Source organism: Pseudomonas sp. JY-Q, assembly GCF_001655295.1.
GTDB lineage: Bacteria > Pseudomonadota > Gammaproteobacteria > Pseudomonadales > Pseudomonadaceae > Aquipseudomonas > Aquipseudomonas alloputida.
Window position 1 is genome coordinate 5,997,501 of sequence record NZ_CP011525.1, and the last position, 19,918, is coordinate 6,017,418.

The following is a 19,918-nucleotide window of genomic DNA, read 5'->3' on the forward strand; positions in this document are numbered from 1 at the left end:
GAGGGCGTCAACCTTTAATTTCAATAACCGTTGATAGCGCAGAAAAAACAAAGCGGGGAGGCCTGACGGCCTCCCCGCTATTCATCTAGAGCACACCAGCACCACGAAGGCGCTGCACCTCGCCGACATCCAGCCCCAACACCTCCCCCAGCACCGCTTCGGTATGCTCGCCTAACAAGGGTGGCGCCCGGCGATACTCCACTGGCGTCTCCGACAACCGTATCGGGCTCGCAACTTGCGGCACACTACCCGCCAAGGGATGCGGAATACTCAACGCCAACCCGCGCGCCAGCACCTGGGGATCCTGGAACATCTGCGCCAGGTTATTGATAGGCCCACACGGCACTCCTGCAGCCTCCAACTGGGCCACCCACTCAGCTGTGGTCTTGAACACCGTAGCCTGGCGAATTAGTGGTATCAGCTCAGCCCGGTTGGCCACCCGCAGCTTATTGGTAACGAACCGAGGGTCCTCCGCCCATTGCGGGTGCCCGGCCACCTCAGCGAATTTACGGAACTGGCTGTCATTACCGACGGTAAGAATGAAATCGCCATCTGCCGTCGGAAAGTCCTGGTAAGGGACTATATTAGGATGCGCATTACCCAGCCGACGAGGAGGGGTGCCCGTGGTCAGGTAGTTCATTGCCTGGTTCGCCAGGCAGGCCACCTGCACATCGAGCAATGCCATGTCGACATGCTGACCGACCCCGGCCTGATCCCGGTGGGCGAGAGCAGCCAGCATGGCGACCGTGGAATACAACCCGGTCAGAATGTCGGTAAGCGCCACCCCCACCTTGACCGGCCCGGCGCCCTCTTCACCCTCCGGACGACCAGTCAGGCTCATCAGCCCACCCAACCCCTGGATCATGAAGTCATAGCCAGCGCGCTTGGCATAGGGCCCGGTCTGACCGAAGCCGGTAATGGAGCAATAGATGAGCTGCGGGTTTATCGCCTTCAGGCTCTGGTAGTCCAGGCCATACGCTGCCAGCCCACCTACCTTGAAGTTCTCTATGACGATATCGCACTTCGCCGCCAGTTCACGCACCAGCCGCTGTCCCTCCGGCTGGGTAAAGTCGATGGTCACTGAGCGCTTGTTGCGGTTGGCCGACAGGTAATAGGCCGCCTCACTGGTGTCCTCACCTTCGGCATCCTTGAGAAAAGGCGGCCCCCATGAGCGGGTATCGTCGCCACTGCCAGGGCGCTCGACCTTGATCACGTCGGCGCCAAGGTCAGCCAAAATCTGACCAGACCACGGGCCGGCCAACACGCGCGAAAGGTCTAGCACCCGCAGATGTGATAGCGCGCCCATGGCTTGCTCCTTATCAATAGAACGCCTGGATACCGGTCTGCGCACGACCCAGGATAAGTGCATGCACATCATGGGTACCTTCATAGGTGTTGACCACCTCCAGGTTAACCAGATGGCGGGCCACACCAAACTCGTCGGAGATGCCGTTGCCGCCCAGCATGTCACGCGCCATACGGGCGATATCCAGCGCCTTGCCGCAGGAATTGCGCTTCATGATGGAGGTGATTTCCACCGCAGCCGTCCCTTCATCCTTCATGCGACCCAGACGCAGGCAACCCTGCAGCGCCAGGGTGATTTCTGTCTGCATGTCGGCAAGCTTCTTCTGAATCAACTGGTTGGCGGCCAGTGGACGACCAAACTGCTGACGGTCCAGGGTGTACTGGCGAGCGGTGTGCCAGCAGGCTTCAGCGGCACCCAGCGCACCCCACGAAATACCATAGCGAGCCGAGTTCAGGCAGGTGAACGGGCCCTTGAGGCCACGCACGTCCGGGAAGATGTTCTCTTCTGGCACGAACACATTGTCCATGACGATTTCACCAGTGATCGACGCGCGCAGGCCAACCTTGCCATGGATTGCCGGGGCACTGAGGCCTTGCCAGCCTTTTTCCAGTACGAAGCCACGAATATCGCCCGCATCATCCTTGGCCCACACCACGAACACATCGGCGATGGGACTGTTGGTGATCCACATTTTACTGCCGGTCAGCCGGTAGCCACCGTCGACCTTCCTCGCGCGCGTAATCATCGAACCAGGATCGGAGCCATGGTTAGGCTCGGTCAGACCGAAGCAACCGATCCACTCGCCACTGGCCAACTTGGGGAGGTACTTCTGCTTTTGAGCTTCGGTGCCAAATTCGTTGATCGGCACCATCACCAGCGACGACTGCACACTCATCATCGAGCGGTAACCTGAGTCGATACGTTCCACTTCGCGAGCAATAAGGCCATAGCACACATAATTCAGGCCACTGCCACCGTATTGCTCGGGAATGGTTGCACCCAACAGGCCTACTTCACCCATCTCGCGGAAGATCGCCGGATCGGTCTGCTCATGGCGGAAGGCCTCAAGCACACGCGGGGCCAGCTTGTCCTGGGCGAACTGATAAGCGCTGTCACGCACCATGCGCTCTTCTTCAGTGAGCTGCTGATCCAGCAGCAACGGGTCGATCCAGTTGAAGCTTGCTTTACCGGCCATGAGCGAATCCTCGAAATAGGGGTCAGTTTCTTGTGCCTTTGAGCCTAGGCCTGATCGGCCGCCGGGACAAACGAGGATTGCGCACCAATTAGTGATATTTTGTCACTCCGTAAATCGGCAAAACGCCATATTGACAGCCTTACAAGTGAGGTTGACGTACATGCGCCGTAAGATCCCCAGTACCGCCGCCCTGATTTGCTTCGAGGCGGCAGCCCGTAACGAGAGCTTTACCAAGGCTGCCCAGGAACTCGCGCTGACCCAGGGTGCCGTCTGTCGGCAGATCGGTGGCCTGGAAGCCTTCCTTAATGTGGAACTGTTCCGTCGCTCGCGCCGCGGCGTAAGGCTGACCGAAGCCGGCCTGTCCTACAGTCGCCAGGTGGCGGCCCAACTGGACGCCGTGGAGCGCGATACCTTGTCGGTCATGCGCCAGCAAGGCGCCAATGTGATCGAGCTGGCGGTAGTGCCGACGTTTGGCACTCAATGGCTGCTACCACGGCTCAAGGACTTCCAGCAGCGCCACCCGGAGGTCACAGTCAACCTCACCAACCGCACCCGGCCATTCCTGTTCGCCGACACTACCTTCGATGCCGCCATCTATTTTGGTGATGCGGACTGGTCAGGCACCCAGTCGCACCAACTGATGGGTGAAAACCCAGTACCCGTGTGCAGCCCGGCACTGCTGAACGGCCAGGGCATGCTCGAGGCACGCCACATCGCGCAGCTACCACTGCTGCAGCAGAGCACGCGCCCGTATGCCTGGCGGCAATGGTTCGGCAGTGTGGGCATGAATGTGGAGCGCGACATGACAGGCCCGCGCTATGAACTATTCTCGATGCTCGCCCAGGCGGCCATGCACGACATGGGCATTGCCCTGATACCACCGTTCCTGATCCAGCGGGAGTTGGAGGAGGGAAGGCTGATGGTCGCTAACAGGCATGCCCTGAGTAGCGACAAGGCCTACTATCTGATGATTCCAGAGCGCAAGGTGGAGTCGGCGTCGCTACGCGCCTTTCGCGACTGGCTGGTAAGCCAGGCTCAGGCCTACCTGAATAGATCAGGGGCAAGCGCGACAAATTGACCCTGTAGTCAATTATTTTAAACACCTACAGATATATGTATATGTCGCATATTCGCAAACTGTAACGCAAGCATAAAAACACCCTTTAACCGTGCTCAGTACGCGGCTTTGCGGGTTATTTTGCGACATCCAACTAGTCGTAAGCGAATTGGCCGCTTTTTTTTTGATTTTTTCTCCTAATCTGCCAATGGCGCATGTTTGACGGGCTGCAACCCTATTGCTGCGACAAGCGGTCACAGGGTGACTTGTAGTTTTGACTTCGTTTCGCTTCAGAACCGGTTGAAGGCCTTCGGGTTCGTCTGCAAAATGCTTCGCCCCGCCCGGGATCCGGCGGGTTGGCGCTCCACAGCCGCCCCAGCGCACCATCCGAAGTGTGCTGGCTTCTACAAAGACAAAAGGTCACCGCAGGAGAAATAGTCGTGCACATTGGTGTTCCTCTCGAGACGCAGACCGGTGAGACAAGGGTCGCTGCGACCCCCGAAACCATCAAGAAACTGATTGGCCAGGGCCATCAGGTCACCGTTCAACGGGGGGCAGGGCTCAACGCCGCCATTCCGGACAGTGCCTATGAAGCCGTGGGTGCTTCCCTTGGAAGCGCCGCCGATGCCTACGGCGCCCAATTGGTACTCAAAGTGGTCGCCCCCAACGACCAGGAACTGGCCCTGATCAACAGCGGCAGCCTTCTGGTGGGCATGCTCAACCCCTTCAACGGTGAACTGATCGGCAAGATGGCCGAACGCGGTATTACCGCCTTCGCCCTGGAAGCCGCGCCGCGAACCTCGCGGGCGCAGAGCCTGGACGTGCTGTCGTCGCAGGCCAACATCGCCGGCTACAAGGCCGTGTTGCTGGCAGCCCATCACTACCCACGCTTCATGCCAATGCTGATGACCGCTGCCGGTACCGTTAAGGCCGCACGCGTCCTGGTACTGGGCGCTGGCGTTGCCGGCTTGCAGGCTATCGCCACCGCCAAGCGCCTGGGTGCGGTGATCGAAGCATCCGACGTTCGCCCGGCGGTGAAAGAGCAGATCGAATCACTGGGTGCAAAATTCATCGACGTACCCTACGAGACCGACGAGGAGCGAGAATGCGCCGAAGGCGTTGGCGGCTATGCCCGACCAATGCCGGCCAGTTGGATGCAGCGCCAGGCCCAGGCGGTGCACGAGCGTGCCAAGCAGGCCGATATCGTCATCACCACCGCGCTGATCCCCGGGCGCAAGGCGCCAACCCTGCTGAGCGCCGAAACCGTGGCGCAGATGAAGCCTGGCTCGGTGGTCATCGACCTGGCTGCAGCCCAAGGCGGCAACTGCCCGCTGACCGTCGCAGACCAGGTGGTGCAGGAGAACGGCGTGACCATCGTCGGCCCGACCAACCTGCCAGCCCAGGTGAGTGCCGATGCCTCGGCACTGTATGCGCGCAACCTGCTGGACTTCATGAAGCTGCTGTTCGACAAGGATGGCGCGCTGATCATCAACCTCGAAGACGACATCGTCGCGGCCTGCCTGATGTGCCGTGATGGTCAGATCGTCCGCAAGAACGGCTAAGGAGCACGACAATGGAAGACATGCTGATTTCCCACGGCATCTACAACCTGATCATTTTCGTGCTGGCCATCTATGTGGGCTACCACGTGGTGTGGAACGTCACCCCGGCGCTGCACACCCCACTGATGGCGGTCACCAATGCCATCTCGGCAATCGTCATCGTCGGCGCCATGCTGGCCGCGGCCCTGACCGTGACCCCGGCCGGCAAGCTGATGGGCACCCTGGCCGTGGCCCTTGCCGCAGTCAACGTGTTCGGTGGCTTCCTGGTCACCCGCCGCATGCTTGAAATGTTCAAGAAGAAAACCAAGAACGAGGCGAAGAAGTAAGCATGAGCATGAATCTGGTAACGCTCCTCTACCTCGTCGCCTCGGTGTGCTTCATCCAGGCGCTCAAGGGCCTGTCGCACCCGACTACCTCGCGGCGCGGCAATCTGTTCGGCATGATCGGCATGGGGCTCGCCATCCTCACGACGGTCGGCCTCATTTATAAGCTTGGGGCTGAACTTGCCACTGCCGGTATCGGCTATGTCATCGTCGGCCTGCTGGTCGGCGGCACCGCCGGTTCCATCATGGCCAAGCGCGTCGAAATGACCAAAATGCCCGAACTGGTCGCTTTCATGCACAGCATGATCGGCCTGGCCGCGGTGTTCATTGCCATCGCCGCCGTGCTGGAGCCACAGTCGATGGGCATTGTGGCTGCCATCAGCGATCCGATCCCCACCGGCAACCGCCTGGAGCTGTTCCTCGGTGCTGCCATCGGTGCCATTACCTTCTCCGGTTCGGTGATCGCCTTTGGCAAATTGTCGGGCAAGTACAAGTTCCGCCTCTTCCAAGGCGCACCGGTACAGTTCGCTGGCCAGCACAAACTGAACCTGATCCTTGGCCTGACCACCATCGCCCTTGGCCTGCTGTTCACTTTCACTGGCCACTACAGTGCCTTCACCCTGATGCTGGTCCTGGCCTTCATCATGGGTGTGCTGATCATTATTCCGATCGGCGGCGCCGACATGCCAGTGGTGGTGTCGATGCTCAACAGCTACTCGGGGTGGGCAGCGGCCGGCATCGGCTTCTCGCTGAACAACTCGATGCTGATCATCGCCGGTTCCCTGGTAGGTTCGTCCGGTGCCATCCTCTCGTACATCATGTGCAAGGCGATGAACCGCTCGTTCTTCAACGTCATCCTTGGCGGCTTCGGTGGCGATACCGACACTGGCGCGGCGCAAGGTTCGCAAGAACAGCGGCCGGTGAAGTCCGGTTCGGCTGACGATGCCACCTTCCTGCTCAGCAATGCCGACAGCGTGATCATCGTTCCGGGCTACGGCCTGGCGGTGGCCCGCGCACAACACGCACTGAAAGAGCTGACCGAGAAGCTGACCCACAATGGCGTGACCGTGAAGTATGCGATTCACCCGGTGGCGGGCCGCATGCCCGGGCACATGAACGTACTGCTGGCCGAGGCTGAAGTGCCGTACGATCAGGTATTCGAGATGGAAGACATCAACGCCGAGTTCGGCCAGGCCGACGTGGTGCTGGTGCTGGGCGCCAACGACGTGGTCAACCCGGCGGCGAAGAACGATCCCAAGTCGCCAATCGCCGGCATGCCGATCCTCGAGGCGTTCAAAGCCAAGACCATCATCGTCAACAAACGCTCGATGGCCAGCGGCTATGCCGGCCTGGACAACGAACTGTTCTATCTGGACAAGACCATGATGGTGTTCGGTGACGCCAAGAAGGTCATCGAGGACATGGTCAAGGCAGTGGAGTGACACCAGCCGCTGCAAACCAGCTGATATAAAGGAAGCCCCGGTCAGAATCTGCCGGGGCTTTTCTTTTATTGATCCGGATCAACGGCTCAAATACAAGGCTTCTCATACGACCATGGTCGTGGGACGGCAATGGGCGAAATCTCTAGACTGCGCTGCAGTAGTTTCAGTAGCCCGAGATAACAATCCATGTACCGTGATCGTATCCGCTTGTCCTCCCTGCACAGCAAGGTAATGAGTGCGGCTGATGCCGCTGGTCTGATCGAGGACGGCATGACTGTCGGCATGAGCGGCTTCACCCGCGCCGGCGAAGCCAAGGCCGTACCGCATGCACTGGCCGAACGTGCCAAGCAATCGCCACTGAAAATCAGCCTGATGACCGGCGCCAGCCTGGGCAATGACCTGGACAAACAACTGACCGAGGCCGGTGTGTTGGCCCGCCGCATGCCGTTCCAGGTCGACAGCACCCTGCGCAAAGCCATCAATGACGGCCAGGTGATGTTCATTGACCAGCACCTGTCGGAAACCGTCGAGCAACTGCGCAACCAGCAGCTGAAGCTGCCGGACATCGCGGTCATCGAAGCCGTGGCCATCACCGAGCAAGGCCACATCGTGCCAACCACGTCGGTGGGCAACTCGGCCAGCTTCGCGATCTTCGCCAAGCAGGTGATTGTGGAGATCAACCTCTCGCACAACACCAACCTCGAAGGCCTGCACGACATCTATATCCCAACCTACCGTCCGACTCGCACGCCAATCCCGCTGGTCAAGGTAGACGACCGTATCGGCAGCACCGCGATCCCGATCGACCCGGCCAAGATCGTCGGTATCGTCATCAGTGACCAGCCAGACTCGCCGTCCACTGTGCTGCCGCCAGATGATGAAACACAGGGCATCGCCGACCACCTGATCAACTTCCTCAAGAAGGAAGTGGATGCAGGCCGTATGACCAACAAGCTCGGCCCGCTGCAAGCCGGCATTGGCAGCATTGCCAATGCGGTGATGTGCGGCCTGATCGAGTCGCCGTTCGAAGACCTGACCATGTACTCCGAAGTGCTGCAGGACTCCACCTTCGACCTGATCGACGCCGGCAAGCTTAGCTTCGCATCGGGCAGCTCGATCACCCTGTCAACGCGCCGCAATGCCGATGTGTTCGGCAACCTGGAGCGCTACAAGGACAAGTTGGTGCTACGCCCGCAGGAAATCTCCAACCACCCGGAAGTGGTACGTCGCCTGGGCATCATCGGTATCAACACCGCACTGGAGTTCGATATCTACGGCAACGTCAACTCCACTCACGTCTGTGGCACCAGGATGATGAACGGCATCGGTGGCTCCGGCGACTTCGCCCGTAACGCCCACCTGGCCGTGTTCGTCACCAAGTCGATTGCCAAAGGCGGGGCGATTTCCAGCGTGGTGCCAATGGTCAGCCATGTCGACCACACCGAGCACGACGTGGACATCCTGGTCACCGAGCAGGGCCTGGCGGACCTGCGTGGCCTGGCGCCGCGCGAACGGGCGCGAGCGATCATCGACAACTGCGTGCACCCAGACTATCGCGCTGCGCTGAACGACTACTTCGACCGTGCCTGCCAGCGTGGCGGTCATACCCCGCACATCCTGCGTGAAGCCCTGAGCTGGCACGAAAACCTGGAAGAAACCGGGCGCATGCTGGCTAGCTGATCCAGATGTGGTACGGAACGGCGGCCCTGCCTCTGCTGTTCCGGCCTCTTCGCGGGCTTGCCCGCTCCCACAGGTGATGTGCAACCCTAAAGGGCAGCACTTTCTCTATGGGAGCGGGCAAGCTCGCGAATAGCCCATAACACTCAAACCCTTCTATCAATACACCTTTCCGCCATCAGCAGAATAATCTGTTCTACTGTACTGGTGTTTTCAGATCTTCCCGACTGACAAATCCCCTTCTTCGAATCAAAGCGCACCAAAGAAGTGCAGACCAGTACAGTTACGCCTATTTCGAGTGCAACAGTAGGGTTACACAGTTAACTGAGCCATCGTCTTTCAACTGAACTGTATCTACTGTTATGGACGACAGAGGAGGATCATTGGCATCAGTTAAATCACTACCTAATGCCGCCATAAGCGGAAGGATGAAGCATCATGGAACGTACCCTCAGTTCCGGTCTGGTTTTTGAAAGCAACGCCCAGCAATCCAACACCTCGCTGCCGCTGCGCGCATTGTCGACCCTGCTGCTGTGGCAGCGCCGTATGACCAGCCGTCGTCAACTGGCTCGCCTGGACTCCCGCCTGCTGGCAGACGCCGGTATCAGCGAGTCGCAGCGTTACGAAGAGCTGAGCAAGCCTTTCTGGCGCTAAGCTCCCGGCTTGCCGGCTTTGACCGGCACCGTGAATTCCCCAAACCCGTTGCAGGTGACTGCAGCGGGTTTTTTATTGCCCGAGAGACGCGCTGTAGAGCACTTGAGATCACGACCAGTACAGTTTTATAGGTACAAAAAAACACCTTAACAGTTGCCTGGCGCAGCACTCGTTATCATCGCTACGTAGCACTGCGTGATACGCTTGGCATAACCGTCTGCTAGAACCCCGTTGTTGAAACGTACCGTGACGATCCCTGCAAACGTCCGATAAAGCAGAACCAACCTGACCCTACCCCAGGAGTCCACGATCATGTCCCGTAAACACCTGCTTGGCGCCGCCCTGCTGCTTGGCCTGGCTGGCACTGCCAACGCCACCAGCTTCGTTGTCACCACCGATACGGTAGTACGCGCCGTTGCCGCCTCCACCGACGCCACTTCCGATCTGAGCTCTTCGTTCCGCGACGACAAGATCGTCCAGGCAGCCCGCGATGACGCAGCCACTTTCGTCGGCACTCAGGGCGCTATCCGCGGCGCCCGACTGGAAAGCGCCTTTGTACACATCCGTTCGAACATGCCTACCCTGCAAGCCAGCGATGCACAACTGGCCCAGGCCATCCTGGCACTCTGATACACGCCATGCGAGACAGGTGCGTTGGCTTCGGCCCTCGCACCTGAGGTAGGCTTCGCCGTTCACTTTTCCAGCCTTCAAGAAAGCTCATGCGTTATCTGTTGCCGTTGCTGTTCGCCGCCGCAGGCATGGCCAGCGCCCATGCCATGGATACGACCACACAAAGCCTGGTCATCACCGGCTATGTCACCAGCCAGGTCACAGCCGCACCATTCGATCGCAAATTGGTCACACAGGCCCGCGACGATGCCGCCGCATTCGTTGCCAGCGACGGCCTGATCCGTGGTGCACGCCTGGAAGCCGCCCTTGAATCATTACGCCACAATTGCGCACGGCACGCCGTCGGCGATCTGGAACTGGCGCAGGCAATTCTCGTCCAATAACTACATTTGACTCCCTGTATTTTTCGGAGATGCTCCATGCGTAAACCGCTGATTGCCGCTTCCCTCGGCATGCTGCTGCTGGCCGACCTGGCCCAGGCACAGACCCTGGTGGCCACCAGCAACATCATCGTGCGTGCCTTTGGCCGTTCGATCGACTTCACCTCAGACACCACCACATCGATCCGCGACTCCAAAGTGGTGCGCGAAGCCCACGACGACGCTGCAAGCTTTGTCGCCAGCAACGGTGACATCCGCGGCGTCCAACTCGAGGCAGCCTTCAATACCCTGCGCGAGCGCGTACCGGAAGCGCGAGGCGCCAGCGACCAGGTGCTGGCTGAAGCCATACTCGCACTGTGACGCGCGTGCGCGCCTGGCTGCTCGGCTGCGCCCTGACGCTGCTCGGCACGCCCGCCTTGGCCGACCTGCAGCTTGAGCTGCAGTCGTCCGGCCTGGACCCGCAACAAGCACAAGCTTCCCAAGCCCTGCTCAACGAGGCCATGGGTAAGCTGCCACCGCGCTTCAAGCAACAGCTGGACCGTCGCGTGCGGGTCAGCTGGAGCGACAACATGCCTGCCGACGCCTATGGGCAGGCTTCACTGATATCCACCCTCGAGCTCAACCGCAGCTTGCTGCCCAGCCTCACCGATGGCAGCGCCGCCACTGAGCGCACCGACCGCCCACATGGCACGGTGCGTGAAGAGCTGCTGGCCACCGTGCTGCACGAGCTCACCCATCTCTACGACCGTGCCCGCTTGTGGCCCAGCGTCGAGAATTCGCTGATTGCACGCTGCAAGCGCCAGCAAGGCACGCTGGGCAAGGTCGGCCTGCCGGAAGAATGCCGCGGGCAGGCCGAGCGCCGCTTCACCCTGAGCGACGACCCACGCCTGCTCGACCTGGCCGGGTGGCAGCAGTACGTGGGCCGACGCGGCGAGCGCGAACAGCACAATGGCCAATTCGTGCGCAGCCCCGACAGCTATGAGTTGAGCAGCCCCAAGGAATACATCGCGGTCAACATGGAGTATTTCCTCCTCGACCCGAGCTACAGCTGCCGTCGCCCGGCGCTGTATCAGTACCTCCGTGAACACTTCGGCTGGGCACCCCAACAGGACGCCTGCGCCAAGGGCCTGCCATTCATCAATGCCGGCAGCGACTTCGCCCGCCAACCGCTAGGTGAAATCGACCCAGAGCGGGTCTACGAAGTGGACTATCTGCTGGCTGAAGCCAATCAGAACCTGGTCAGCCGCTGGGGGCACAGCATGCTGCGCCTGGTGATCTGCAAGCCGGGCCGACCGCGCGGCCCAGACTGCCGCCTGGACCTTGATCAAAGCCTGGTGCTTTCGTACCGCGCCTTCGTCAACGACGTGCAACTCTCCAGCTGGGACGGCCTGGTCGGCAACTACCCGTCGCGGCTATTCGTGCTTCCGCTGGGCCAGGTGATCGACGAATACACCAAGACCGAGCTGCGCAGCCTGGCCTCGGTGCCCTTGAAACTCAACCGCGACGAGATCGAGAGCCTGGTGCGCCAGGCCGCCGAGATGCACTGGAGCTATGACGGCAACTACTGGTTCCTGTCCAACAACTGTGCCGTGGAGTCATTGAAGCTGCTGCGCAGCGGCACCGCCAATGCGCGCCTCAACGACCTGGACAGCATCATGCCCAACGGTTTGCTGGCCGTGCTCAAGGGCAGGGGGCTGGCTGATACCAGCGTGCTTGATAACCCGCGCGAAGCGTTACGCCTGGGCTACCGCTTCGATTCTTACCGCGACCGGTACCAGGCCATGTTCGAGGTGCTGAGAAAACAGTTGCCAATCAAGCAAGCTCTGGTTGAAGACTGGCTGGCCCTCAATGCCGAGCAGCGCCGTAGCTGGTTCGCCAAGGCTGACCTGCGCACCAGCGCGGCACTGCTTCTGCTTGAGCAGGCCAGCCTGCGCCGGCAGCTTCTGCTGGCCCAGGACGAGGTCAAGCAGCGTTACCTGAATGCCGCAGCCTTGAAGGATGGCAGCATCAACAAAGCCGATGCCACGCTCAAGCAAATGCTTGCCAACAGCGGTTTTCTCAGCCGCCCGGCAGAGTTGCTCGATTCCAAAGGCTACGGGCTGCCGCAGCCAGAAGAGCGCAAGCACCTGGAGCAGGTGAGCAGCGAGCGGCAGGCACAGCTGTTGCGCTTGAGCACCAGCCTGGACAAAGAGGTGAGGGCGCTGCTGGAGCCGTCGCGAGCCAAGGAAATTGCAGCGATCGAGGCCAACGTGAAGCAAATCGGTGAGCATTTGCGGGCGTTGCACAAGGCTGCTGGTGGCCTGCAGTTGTGATGGATGACGGGCTGGCCCTTTCGCGGGCAAGCCCGCGCCGCGCCTACAGGCGCTCCTCATCTTCCGAGGGCAAATCCTCATCCAGATGCAACCAGGGCAACCGGCTGCCCACCCAGATATGCCGGTTGGCTCGCACCCACTCAGGGTGATCCAGCGTGGCCACCGTCACATCGATCGTCTGCGGGCTATGCGTGGTCACCAGCGCCACATGCGCCCCACACTGCCCACAGAAGTAGCGGCTGCAACTGGCAGGCGCCACATAGCAGTTCGGCTCGCCCGTTAACCACTGGAACCCAGAACGGGGTAGGGTAAGCCAGGTGACCACCAGTCCACCGCTGACCCGCCTGCAGATCGAACAATGACAGTGGGCAATGTCCGTCAAGTTGCCCTCCAGCCGATAACGCAGGGCGCCACAATGGCAGCCACCTTCGGTTACATCCTGCATCACCTACCTCTCGTCACCTTTGCCTCAGCGAAAGCTGGCTGAAAGCTTGCCCTTTTAGGATAGCGCCCACTACCGGCACAAGACCGGTCAGCCAGGGCACCCGGTCAATACCGCGCCCGGCCCAATCAACAACAACAATGGTGATTCTGATGTATTCCTGTGCCCGCCTTTTCGTAGTCCCCCTCCGCATGCTCCCCGCACAGCGCCCTACGCGCTGATACGCCCGAATCGACTGTCCTTTCGCCGCGCCCCGCCTGGAGTATTGCCATGCTGACCTTCCTCGGCTTTGCCATGGTCATCACGTTCATGTACCTGATCATGACCAAGCGCCTTTCGGCCTTGATCGCGCTGATTCTGGTACCGATCCTGTTCGCCCTGTTCGGTGGTTTTTCCGCCAAGATCGGCCCCATGATGCTAGAGGGCATCAGCAAGCTCGCACCTACCGGCGTGATGCTGATGTTCGCCATCCTCTATTTCGCCCTGATGATCGATTCCGGCCTGTTCGACCCGGCCGTTCGCAAGATCCTCAAGCTGGTCAAGGGCGATCCGCTGAAAGTCTCGGTCGGTACCGCTGTACTGGCCCTGGTGGTCTCGCTCGACGGTGACGGAGCCACCACCTACATGATCTGCTGCGCCGCCATGCTGCCGATGTACAGCCGCCTGGGCATGAGCCCGCGGATCATGGCCGGCCTGATCATCCTCGCCGGCGGCGTGATGAACATGACCCCCTGGGGTGGGCCGACCGCGCGTGCTGCCAGCGCCCTGCACGTAGACCCGTCAGACATCTTCGTGCCGATGATCCCGGCCATGCTGTTCGGTGTGTTGGCGATCCTGGCCATTGCCTACATGTATGGCAAGCGTGAACGCGCCCGCCTGGGCGAACTGCATCTGCCTACCGACGACATCGACCACAGCGAAATCACCGTCTCGCAGTACCCGGACGCACGCCGGCCCAAGCTGCTGTACTTCAACGGTGCCCTGACCGCCACCCTGATGGTCGCGCTGATCGCCGGCGTGCTGCCGCTGCCAGTGCTGTTCATGATTGCCTTCAGTATCGCCATGATCGTCAACTACCCGTGCCTGCAACAGCAGAAGGACCGCATCGCCGCCCACGCCGGCAGTGTACTGGCCGTGACCGGGCTGATCTTCGCCGCCGGCATCTTCACCGGCATCCTGTCCGGCACCGGCATGGTCGACGCCATGTCCAAGAGCCTGCTGGCGGTCATCCCCGAGGCACTGGGCCCATACCTGGCCGTCATCACCGCGATCGTGAGCATGCCGTTCACCTTCTTCATGTCCAACGACGCGTTCTACTACGGCGTGCTGCCGGTGCTGGCCGAGGCCGCCAGCCACTATGGCATCACCCCGGTGGAAATGGCCCGTGCGTCGATCGTCGGGCAGCCGGTACACCTGCTCAGCCCGCTGGTACCCTCCACCTACCTGCTGGTGGCCCTGGCCGGTATCGAGTTCGGCGATCATCAGCGCTTCACGCTCAAGTGGGCAGTGCTGGTATGCCTGTGCATAATGCTCGGCGCACTGCTGATGGGGATTTTCCCGCTGTTCAGTAGTCTTTAATACATCCGTATCACGCACGCGACGCGCCCTGACCGGGGCGCGTTGCCATTACCGCTCGAAGGAAAATACATGGAATGGCTGACCAGCCCGGAAATCTGGGTTGCCTTTTTCACCCTTACCGCGCTTGAGATCGTCCTCGGTATCGACAACATCATCATGATCTCGATTCTGGTCAGCCGCATGCCCAAGCACATGCAGCCACGCACCCGGATCTTCGGCCTGGCCCTGGCCATGGTCACCCGTATCATGCTGCTGCTGTCGATTACCTGGGTGATGCGCCTTACCGCCGACCTGTTCGTGGTATTTGGCCAAGGCATCTCCGGGCGTGACCTGATCCTGTTCTTCGGTGGCCTGTTCCTGCTATGGAAGAGCTCGCAAGAGATCTACCACGGCCTGGAAGGCGAGGACGAGAATGCAGAGGAGCCCAAAGGCGCAGGTGGCAAGTTCTTCTACACCATCATCCAGATCGCCATCATCGACATCGTGTTCTCGCTGGACTCGGTGATCACCGCTGTGGGCATGGTTTCCCACGTACCGGTGATGATCGCCGCCATCGTCGTGGCCGTGCTGGTGATGATGCTGTGCGCCGGCGCCATCAGCAATTTCATCGACAAACACCCGTCGCTGAAGATGCTCGCGCTATCGTTCCTGATCGTGGTCGGTACTGTACTGATCGCTGAAGCGTTCGATGTGCATGTGCCGAAGGGCTATGTCTACTTCGCCATGGCCTTCTCGCTGGGGGTGGAAGCCATCAACATACGCATGCGCACCGCCATGGCCCGCAAGGAAGGCAAAGATCATGAACCGGTGAAACTGCGCAAGGACATTCCGGGTCAATAAGGCCAAGGAAAGTGCTGCACAACAAGGGCCCTTCGCAGGGCCCTTTTTCATGCCTTTTTTCTGTGCGTTTTTTCCTGCGCGTTGTCACTGTGGAGGCTTGCCCGCGAAGCAGCGCCGACAGGCCGTCATTCGTTTCAAGATCTGTTTCAAATAAATGACTGCCATGCGAAGCTGGCGACAGCTTGGCAAAACAGCTAAAGCTTTGAGTGAGCACCGAAAATTCTTCAAACGCTCACGTTTCTTTTCTTGGCCCGATGGGCCTATGCAACAGGGGGCCTTCGCCATGCTGACCCTGCTCAACCTGCTCTCGGCCGTGACGCTTCTGGTCTGGGGTACCCACATTGTGCGTACCGGCATCCTTCGGGTATTCGGCTCGAACCTGCGACGCATCATCAGCCAGAACATGGACAAGCGCCCGCTGGCATTCATCGCCGGTATTCTGGTCACGGCCATGGTTCAAAGCAGTAACGCCACGGCCATGCTGGTCACCTCTTTCGTCGGCCAAGGCCTGATGGCCATGACCCCGGCCTTGGCAATCATGCTGGGTGCCGACGTGGGCACCGCACTGATGGCCCGGGTACTGACCTTCGACCTGTCCTGGCTGTCGCCGCTGCTGATCTTCCTTGGCGTGATCTTCTTCCTTTCGCGCAAGCAGACACGGGCCGGCCAACTGGGCCGAGTAGGCATCGGGCTTGGCCTGATCATCCTGGCACTTGAGCTTATCGTGCAGGCAGCTGCGCCGATCACCCATGCCCAGGGCGTGAAAGTGCTGTTTGCCTCACTGACCGGCGACATCATGCTCGACGCTCTGGTCGGGGCAATGTTCGCCATGATTTCCTATTCCAGCCTGGCCGCCGTTCTGCTCACAGCGACACTGGCCGGCGCCGAACTGATCAGCTTGCCGGTAGCCATCGGGCTGGTGGTCGGCGCCAACATCGGCAGCGGGCTGCTGGCCTTCATCAGTACCAGCATGCAGAACGCCGCCGGGCGTCGGGTGGCCTTGGGCAGCCTGCTGTACAAGCTGATCGGCCTGGTGCTGATCATCCCTGTGCTGCACCCGCTGGTGGCATGGATGGACTCGCTGAGTTTCAGCCCTCAGGAGCTGGTCATTGGCTTTCACCTGCTCTACAACACGCTGCGCTGTCTGATCATGCTGCCCACGGTCAAACCGATGGGTCGACTGTGCAACGCCCTGCTGCCTGAACGGGAAATCGGCAATGGTCAGGTGCGCCCCCGTCACCTTGACGCCTCGGCCCTGGAAACGCCCAGCCTGGCCCTGGCCAACGCCGCCCGCGAGACTTTGCGCCTGGGGGATATCGTCGACAGCCTGCTCGAAGCCATGCTTGGAGCCCTGCGTGGCACCCAGACCGCCTTGCCACAGCAAGTTCGCGCCTTGGGCGAAGACGCCGAAGCCCTGTACAGTGCAATCAAGCTGTACCTGGCGCAGATGTCACGGGAAGACCTCAGCGAACAGGACAACCGCCGCTGGGCCGAAATCATCGAGCTGGCAATTAACCTCAAACTCGCCTGTGACCTGATCGAACGCATGCTGCGCAAGGTCCAGCAGCAGAAAACCAGCCAGCGTCGGGAATTTTCCCAGGTAGGCCTGGAAGAGCTGACCGGCCTGGAGGAGCAATTGCTGGCCAATCTGCGCCTGGGCCTGTCGGTGTTCCTCAGTGCCGACCCGGAAAGCGCCCGCTTGCTGCTGCGGGAAAAACGCCGGTTCCGTGCCCAGGAGCGGCGCCTCGCACACGCCCATGTCAGCCGCCTGCAGCGCAAGGTCGTGCAAAGTATCGAGACCAGTTCGCTACACTTGGAACTGATCGCCGACATGAAGCGGTTGAACTCTTTGTTCTGTAGCAGTGCCTATGTGGTACTGGGCGGCTCGGACACCGGAGGGCTGATGCTCGACAGTGTGCCCGATGAAGCCCGCCAGCCGTGATTTCTCCTAGCTGAGGACCCTCGCTCGCCCATGCGTTGCCTGATGTTCGTTTGCCTGCTGATCTGCAGCCTGCCCTCGTTTGCCCTCGACCGCTCGCGGGTTGAAGGCTACCTGTTGCCTAATGGTCTGCAGGTCATCCTGAAAAACGGCTACGAACGGGACCATGTGGCGATTCGTCTAGTGGTCGGCGTGGGCCTGGATGATTTCGACTGCGAGCAGAAAGAGCTGCCACACCTGTTTGAGCACCTGTTGTTCAGTGGCATCGACGAAACAGGCGAAGGCGGGCTGGAAGAGCGCCTGCAAGCACTCGGCGGCGAGTGGAACGCCTATACCAGCAGTGCCGACACCACCTTTGTCATCGAGGCCCCGGCGCGCAACCAGCGCAAGGTCCTCGACCTGCTGTTGGCAGTCATCCGCGATACCACCATCGACGCCAAGGCCTTGACCACCGCCAAGCGCATCATAGAGCGCGAGGATGGCGGCCACTATGGCCACCTGCAGCGCTGGCTCGACCGCCAGGATATCGGCCACCCCGCCAACGACCAGCTGGCCACCGAGCTGGGTCTGAAATGCCCGGAGCGCTCCAACCTCGACGACATGACCTTGGAGCAAGTTCAGGCGTTGCGTGACCGCTGGTACGCGGCCAACAACATGACCCTGATCATGGTCGGAGGCCTCGATCGCCTGCTTCCGGCTTATCTGGAGCGGTCCTTCGGCGAACTGCCCGCCACTGAACCCGAAGAGCGCCGCAACCTTGAAAGCATCAGCCAACAGGCCGAACAGCGTCGCAACCTGACCCGCGGCTGGCTGGGTGATAGCGTCAAATTGCACTGGCTGTTCATCGAGCCGGTGCTGGACAACGACCATCAAGCCACCCTCGACCTGCTTTCGCGCTACCTGGACTGGGCGCTGTACGACCAGCTACGTCTGCGCAACGGGCTGTCCTACGGCCCCTCCGTGCAACGTGAAAGCTTTGGCGACACCGGCCTGCTCAGCCTCAATGCGGACCTTGAGCGCGATGACATCGACAAGGCTGTCAAGGTGATGCAGGCCCTGTTCGACCACCTGCGCAAGGAAGGCCTGGACCCGGACACCTTCGCCCGCATCAAGGAAGCCAGCATCGCCAAGGAAAGCTGGAGCACCCAAGGCAACAGCGCCTTGGCCGACTACTACTGGGGGGCGCTGAACGACTATACCGACGGGCGCTTTGCCAGCCCGGTGCGCAAGCTGCGCCAAGTCAGCCTGGAACAGGCCAACGAGGCACTGAAGGATCTGCTCAAGGAAGATGGCTATGTGCGCATCGAAAAGCCGTTGCTAGGCTATGACGAGCTTTACGGGCTGATGGCCTTGCTTGCGGGGCTGTGCCTGACGGCGGGGCTGTTGCGCTGGCGGCGGCATGGGCCTGAACGGCCCAGTGGTGCTACACGGCAGCGGTAAATCGGCGGTATCCTTTTGCCAGTACCGACCCTTTCGCAGGCTTGCCCGCGAAGAGGCTGGCACAGCCACCTCACTTTTCTGTTGTAGCCCCCAATGCCCCAAATCCCCCATATCGTCCAGCGCGTCATCGAACTCCTCAAGCGCTACCCCGGCATCATTGCGCTCGGCGGTTTCCTCTCCGGTATCGGCAGCTTCATCCTGGTCGACCGCCAGGCTGGCCTGGCCAGCTGGGTCGCCGTGCTCATGCTGGTCAGCTGGGTCTGGCTGATGCTGGAGAACACCCTCACCGGGCTGTTCGCGCGCACGTTCAACCGCGAGATCCCTCAGCCGCTGCTGCGCTATGCAACGCAGATGATCCACCAGGAAACGCTGTTCTTCGTGCTGCCGTTCTTTTTCATCACCACCACCTGGAACAGCGGTCAGCTGGTCTTCACCGGCTTGCTCGGCGCCGCCGGCCTGGTTTCGATCACCGACCCGCTGTACTACAAGTGGCTGGCACCACGGCGCTGGCTGTTCCTGGCGCTGCATACCTTGACGTTGTTTGCCGCTCTGCTGACCGCGCTACCGATCATCCTGCACCTGACCACCGCACAAAGCTTCAAGCTGGCCCTGATCGCAGCCATGGCCCTGTCATTCCCCAGCCTGGCCAGCAGCTTCCCGATCAACAACTGGCGCCGCGCCGTGGCTCTGGTGCTGGTTACCCTGTCGGTCGGTGCCGGTGGCTGGCTGCTGCGCTCCTGGGTACCGCCGGCAACCCTGTGGATGACCGAGGTGGCGGTGAGTACCGAAGTCATGAACCGCCAACCGGGCGACTCGCTGGACGAAATTGCCGCCAGCCGCATTCGCAGCAGTGGCCTGTATGCCTACACCGCCATCAACGCGCCACGCGGCCTGAACGAGCGGATCTACCACGTGTGGCAGAAGGACGGCCAAGAGGTCGACCGCATTGCCCTGGACATCCACGGCGGGCGCAAGGAAGGCTATCGGGCCTGGACCCACAAGCAGAACTTCCCACCCAACCCGGTAGGCAAGTGGCAGGTGAGGGTGCTGACCGAGGATGGGCAAGTGATTGGCGTGCTGCGCTTCAAGGTGGTCAATGATGCACCCGCGGGTAGTTGACCCCCTGCCTTGCGCATGAGCA

At 60.8% G+C, this 19,918-nt stretch carries 18 protein-coding genes; 15 read left to right on the forward strand and 3 right to left on the reverse strand.

Annotated features, from left to right (window positions below):
* Positions 1-85: 85 nt before the first annotated feature.
* Complete coding sequence (locus tag AA098_RS26850) at positions 86-1,306, reverse strand: CaiB/BaiF CoA-transferase family protein (protein ID WP_054889427.1); 1,221 nt, start codon at positions 1,304-1,306, stop codon at positions 86-88.
* A 13-nt stretch (positions 1,307-1,319) separates the two neighbouring features.
* Positions 1,320-2,501 (reverse strand): acyl-CoA dehydrogenase, encoded by a 1,182-nt coding sequence (locus tag AA098_RS26855; protein WP_003252907.1) that lies wholly within the window; start codon positions 2,499-2,501, stop codon positions 1,320-1,322.
* Between the two features lie 160 nt (positions 2,502-2,661).
* Here AA098_RS26855 and AA098_RS26860 point away from each other — a divergent pair, with 160 nt between their 5' ends.
* The 10 genes from AA098_RS26860 to AA098_RS26905 all read left to right on the forward strand — a co-directional run bounded on the left by AA098_RS26860 (position 2,662) and on the right by AA098_RS26905 (position 12,538).
* Positions 2,662-3,579 carry a LysR family transcriptional regulator gene (locus tag AA098_RS26860; RefSeq protein ID WP_064615125.1) on the forward strand — a complete coding sequence of 306 codons (918 nt, stop codon included), beginning with the start codon at positions 2,662-2,664 and terminating at the stop codon, positions 3,577-3,579.
* Between the two features lie 419 nt (positions 3,580-3,998).
* Positions 3,999-5,120: a Re/Si-specific NAD(P)(+) transhydrogenase subunit alpha gene (locus tag AA098_RS26865; protein ID WP_003252911.1), complete on the forward strand. Its 1,122-nt coding sequence runs from the start codon at positions 3,999-4,001 to the stop codon at positions 5,118-5,120.
* An 11-nt stretch (positions 5,121-5,131) separates the two neighbouring features.
* On the forward strand, positions 5,132-5,446 hold the full coding sequence (locus AA098_RS26870) for an NAD(P) transhydrogenase subunit alpha (protein ID WP_003252914.1): 315 nt from the start codon (positions 5,132-5,134) through the stop codon (positions 5,444-5,446).
* Between the two features lie 2 nt (positions 5,447-5,448).
* Complete coding sequence (locus tag AA098_RS26875) at positions 5,449-6,885, forward strand: NAD(P)(+) transhydrogenase (Re/Si-specific) subunit beta (RefSeq protein ID WP_003252919.1); 1,437 nt, start codon at positions 5,449-5,451, stop codon at positions 6,883-6,885.
* A gap of 186 nt (positions 6,886-7,071) precedes the next feature.
* The gene (locus AA098_RS26880; protein WP_003252922.1) at positions 7,072-8,565 is read left to right on the forward strand and encodes an acetyl-CoA hydrolase/transferase family protein; all 1,494 of its coding nucleotides are present in this window, start codon (positions 7,072-7,074) and stop codon (positions 8,563-8,565) included.
* Positions 8,566-9,000: 435 nt separating this feature from the next.
* On the forward strand, positions 9,001-9,216 hold the full coding sequence (locus AA098_RS26885) for a DUF1127 domain-containing protein (protein ID WP_003252924.1): 216 nt from the start codon (positions 9,001-9,003) through the stop codon (positions 9,214-9,216).
* A gap of 312 nt (positions 9,217-9,528) precedes the next feature.
* Positions 9,529-9,846, forward strand: a complete 318-nt coding sequence (locus AA098_RS26890) for a DUF2388 domain-containing protein (RefSeq protein ID WP_003252928.1) — start codon at positions 9,529-9,531, stop codon at positions 9,844-9,846.
* Positions 9,847-9,935: 89 nt separating this feature from the next.
* Entirely contained in the window at positions 9,936-10,229 is a 294-nt protein-coding gene (locus tag AA098_RS26895) for a DUF2388 domain-containing protein (protein ID WP_003252930.1), read from the forward strand.
* Positions 10,230-10,265: 36 nt separating this feature from the next.
* The gene (locus AA098_RS26900; RefSeq protein ID WP_003252932.1) at positions 10,266-10,586 is read left to right on the forward strand and encodes a DUF2388 domain-containing protein; all 321 of its coding nucleotides are present in this window, start codon (positions 10,266-10,268) and stop codon (positions 10,584-10,586) included.
* Entirely contained in the window at positions 10,583-12,538 is a 1,956-nt protein-coding gene (locus AA098_RS26905; RefSeq protein WP_064615126.1) for a DUF4105 domain-containing protein, read from the forward strand. The genes AA098_RS26900 and AA098_RS26905 overlap by 4 nt, the downstream gene beginning before the upstream one ends.
* 43 nt (positions 12,539-12,581) lie before the next feature.
* Here the strand turns inward: AA098_RS26905 and AA098_RS26910 are convergent, their stop codons facing one another.
* On the reverse strand, positions 12,582-12,983 hold the full coding sequence (locus tag AA098_RS26910; protein ID WP_004575247.1) for a GFA family protein: 402 nt from the start codon (positions 12,981-12,983) through the stop codon (positions 12,582-12,584).
* A 267-nt stretch (positions 12,984-13,250) separates the two neighbouring features.
* Between AA098_RS26910 and AA098_RS26915 the strand changes: the two genes are divergently transcribed.
* From AA098_RS26915 to AA098_RS26935, 5 genes are all read left to right on the forward strand, one after another.
* Complete coding sequence (locus tag AA098_RS26915) at positions 13,251-14,558, forward strand: CitMHS family transporter (protein ID WP_003252938.1); 1,308 nt, start codon at positions 13,251-13,253, stop codon at positions 14,556-14,558.
* 69 nt (positions 14,559-14,627) lie between these two features.
* Positions 14,628-15,398 carry a TerC family protein gene (locus AA098_RS26920; RefSeq protein WP_003252940.1) on the forward strand — a complete coding sequence of 257 codons (771 nt, stop codon included), beginning with the start codon at positions 14,628-14,630 and terminating at the stop codon, positions 15,396-15,398.
* A gap of 283 nt (positions 15,399-15,681) precedes the next feature.
* Positions 15,682-17,340: a Na/Pi cotransporter family protein gene (locus AA098_RS26925; protein ID WP_064615275.1), complete on the forward strand. Its 1,659-nt coding sequence runs from the start codon at positions 15,682-15,684 to the stop codon at positions 17,338-17,340.
* 30 nt (positions 17,341-17,370) lie between these two features.
* Complete coding sequence (locus AA098_RS26930) at positions 17,371-18,777, forward strand: pitrilysin family protein (protein WP_064615127.1); 1,407 nt, start codon at positions 17,371-17,373, stop codon at positions 18,775-18,777.
* A gap of 93 nt (positions 18,778-18,870) precedes the next feature.
* Positions 18,871-19,896 carry a DUF5924 family protein gene (locus AA098_RS26935; protein ID WP_003252945.1) on the forward strand — a complete coding sequence of 342 codons (1,026 nt, stop codon included), beginning with the start codon at positions 18,871-18,873 and terminating at the stop codon, positions 19,894-19,896.
* Positions 19,897-19,918: the final 22 nt, after the last annotated feature.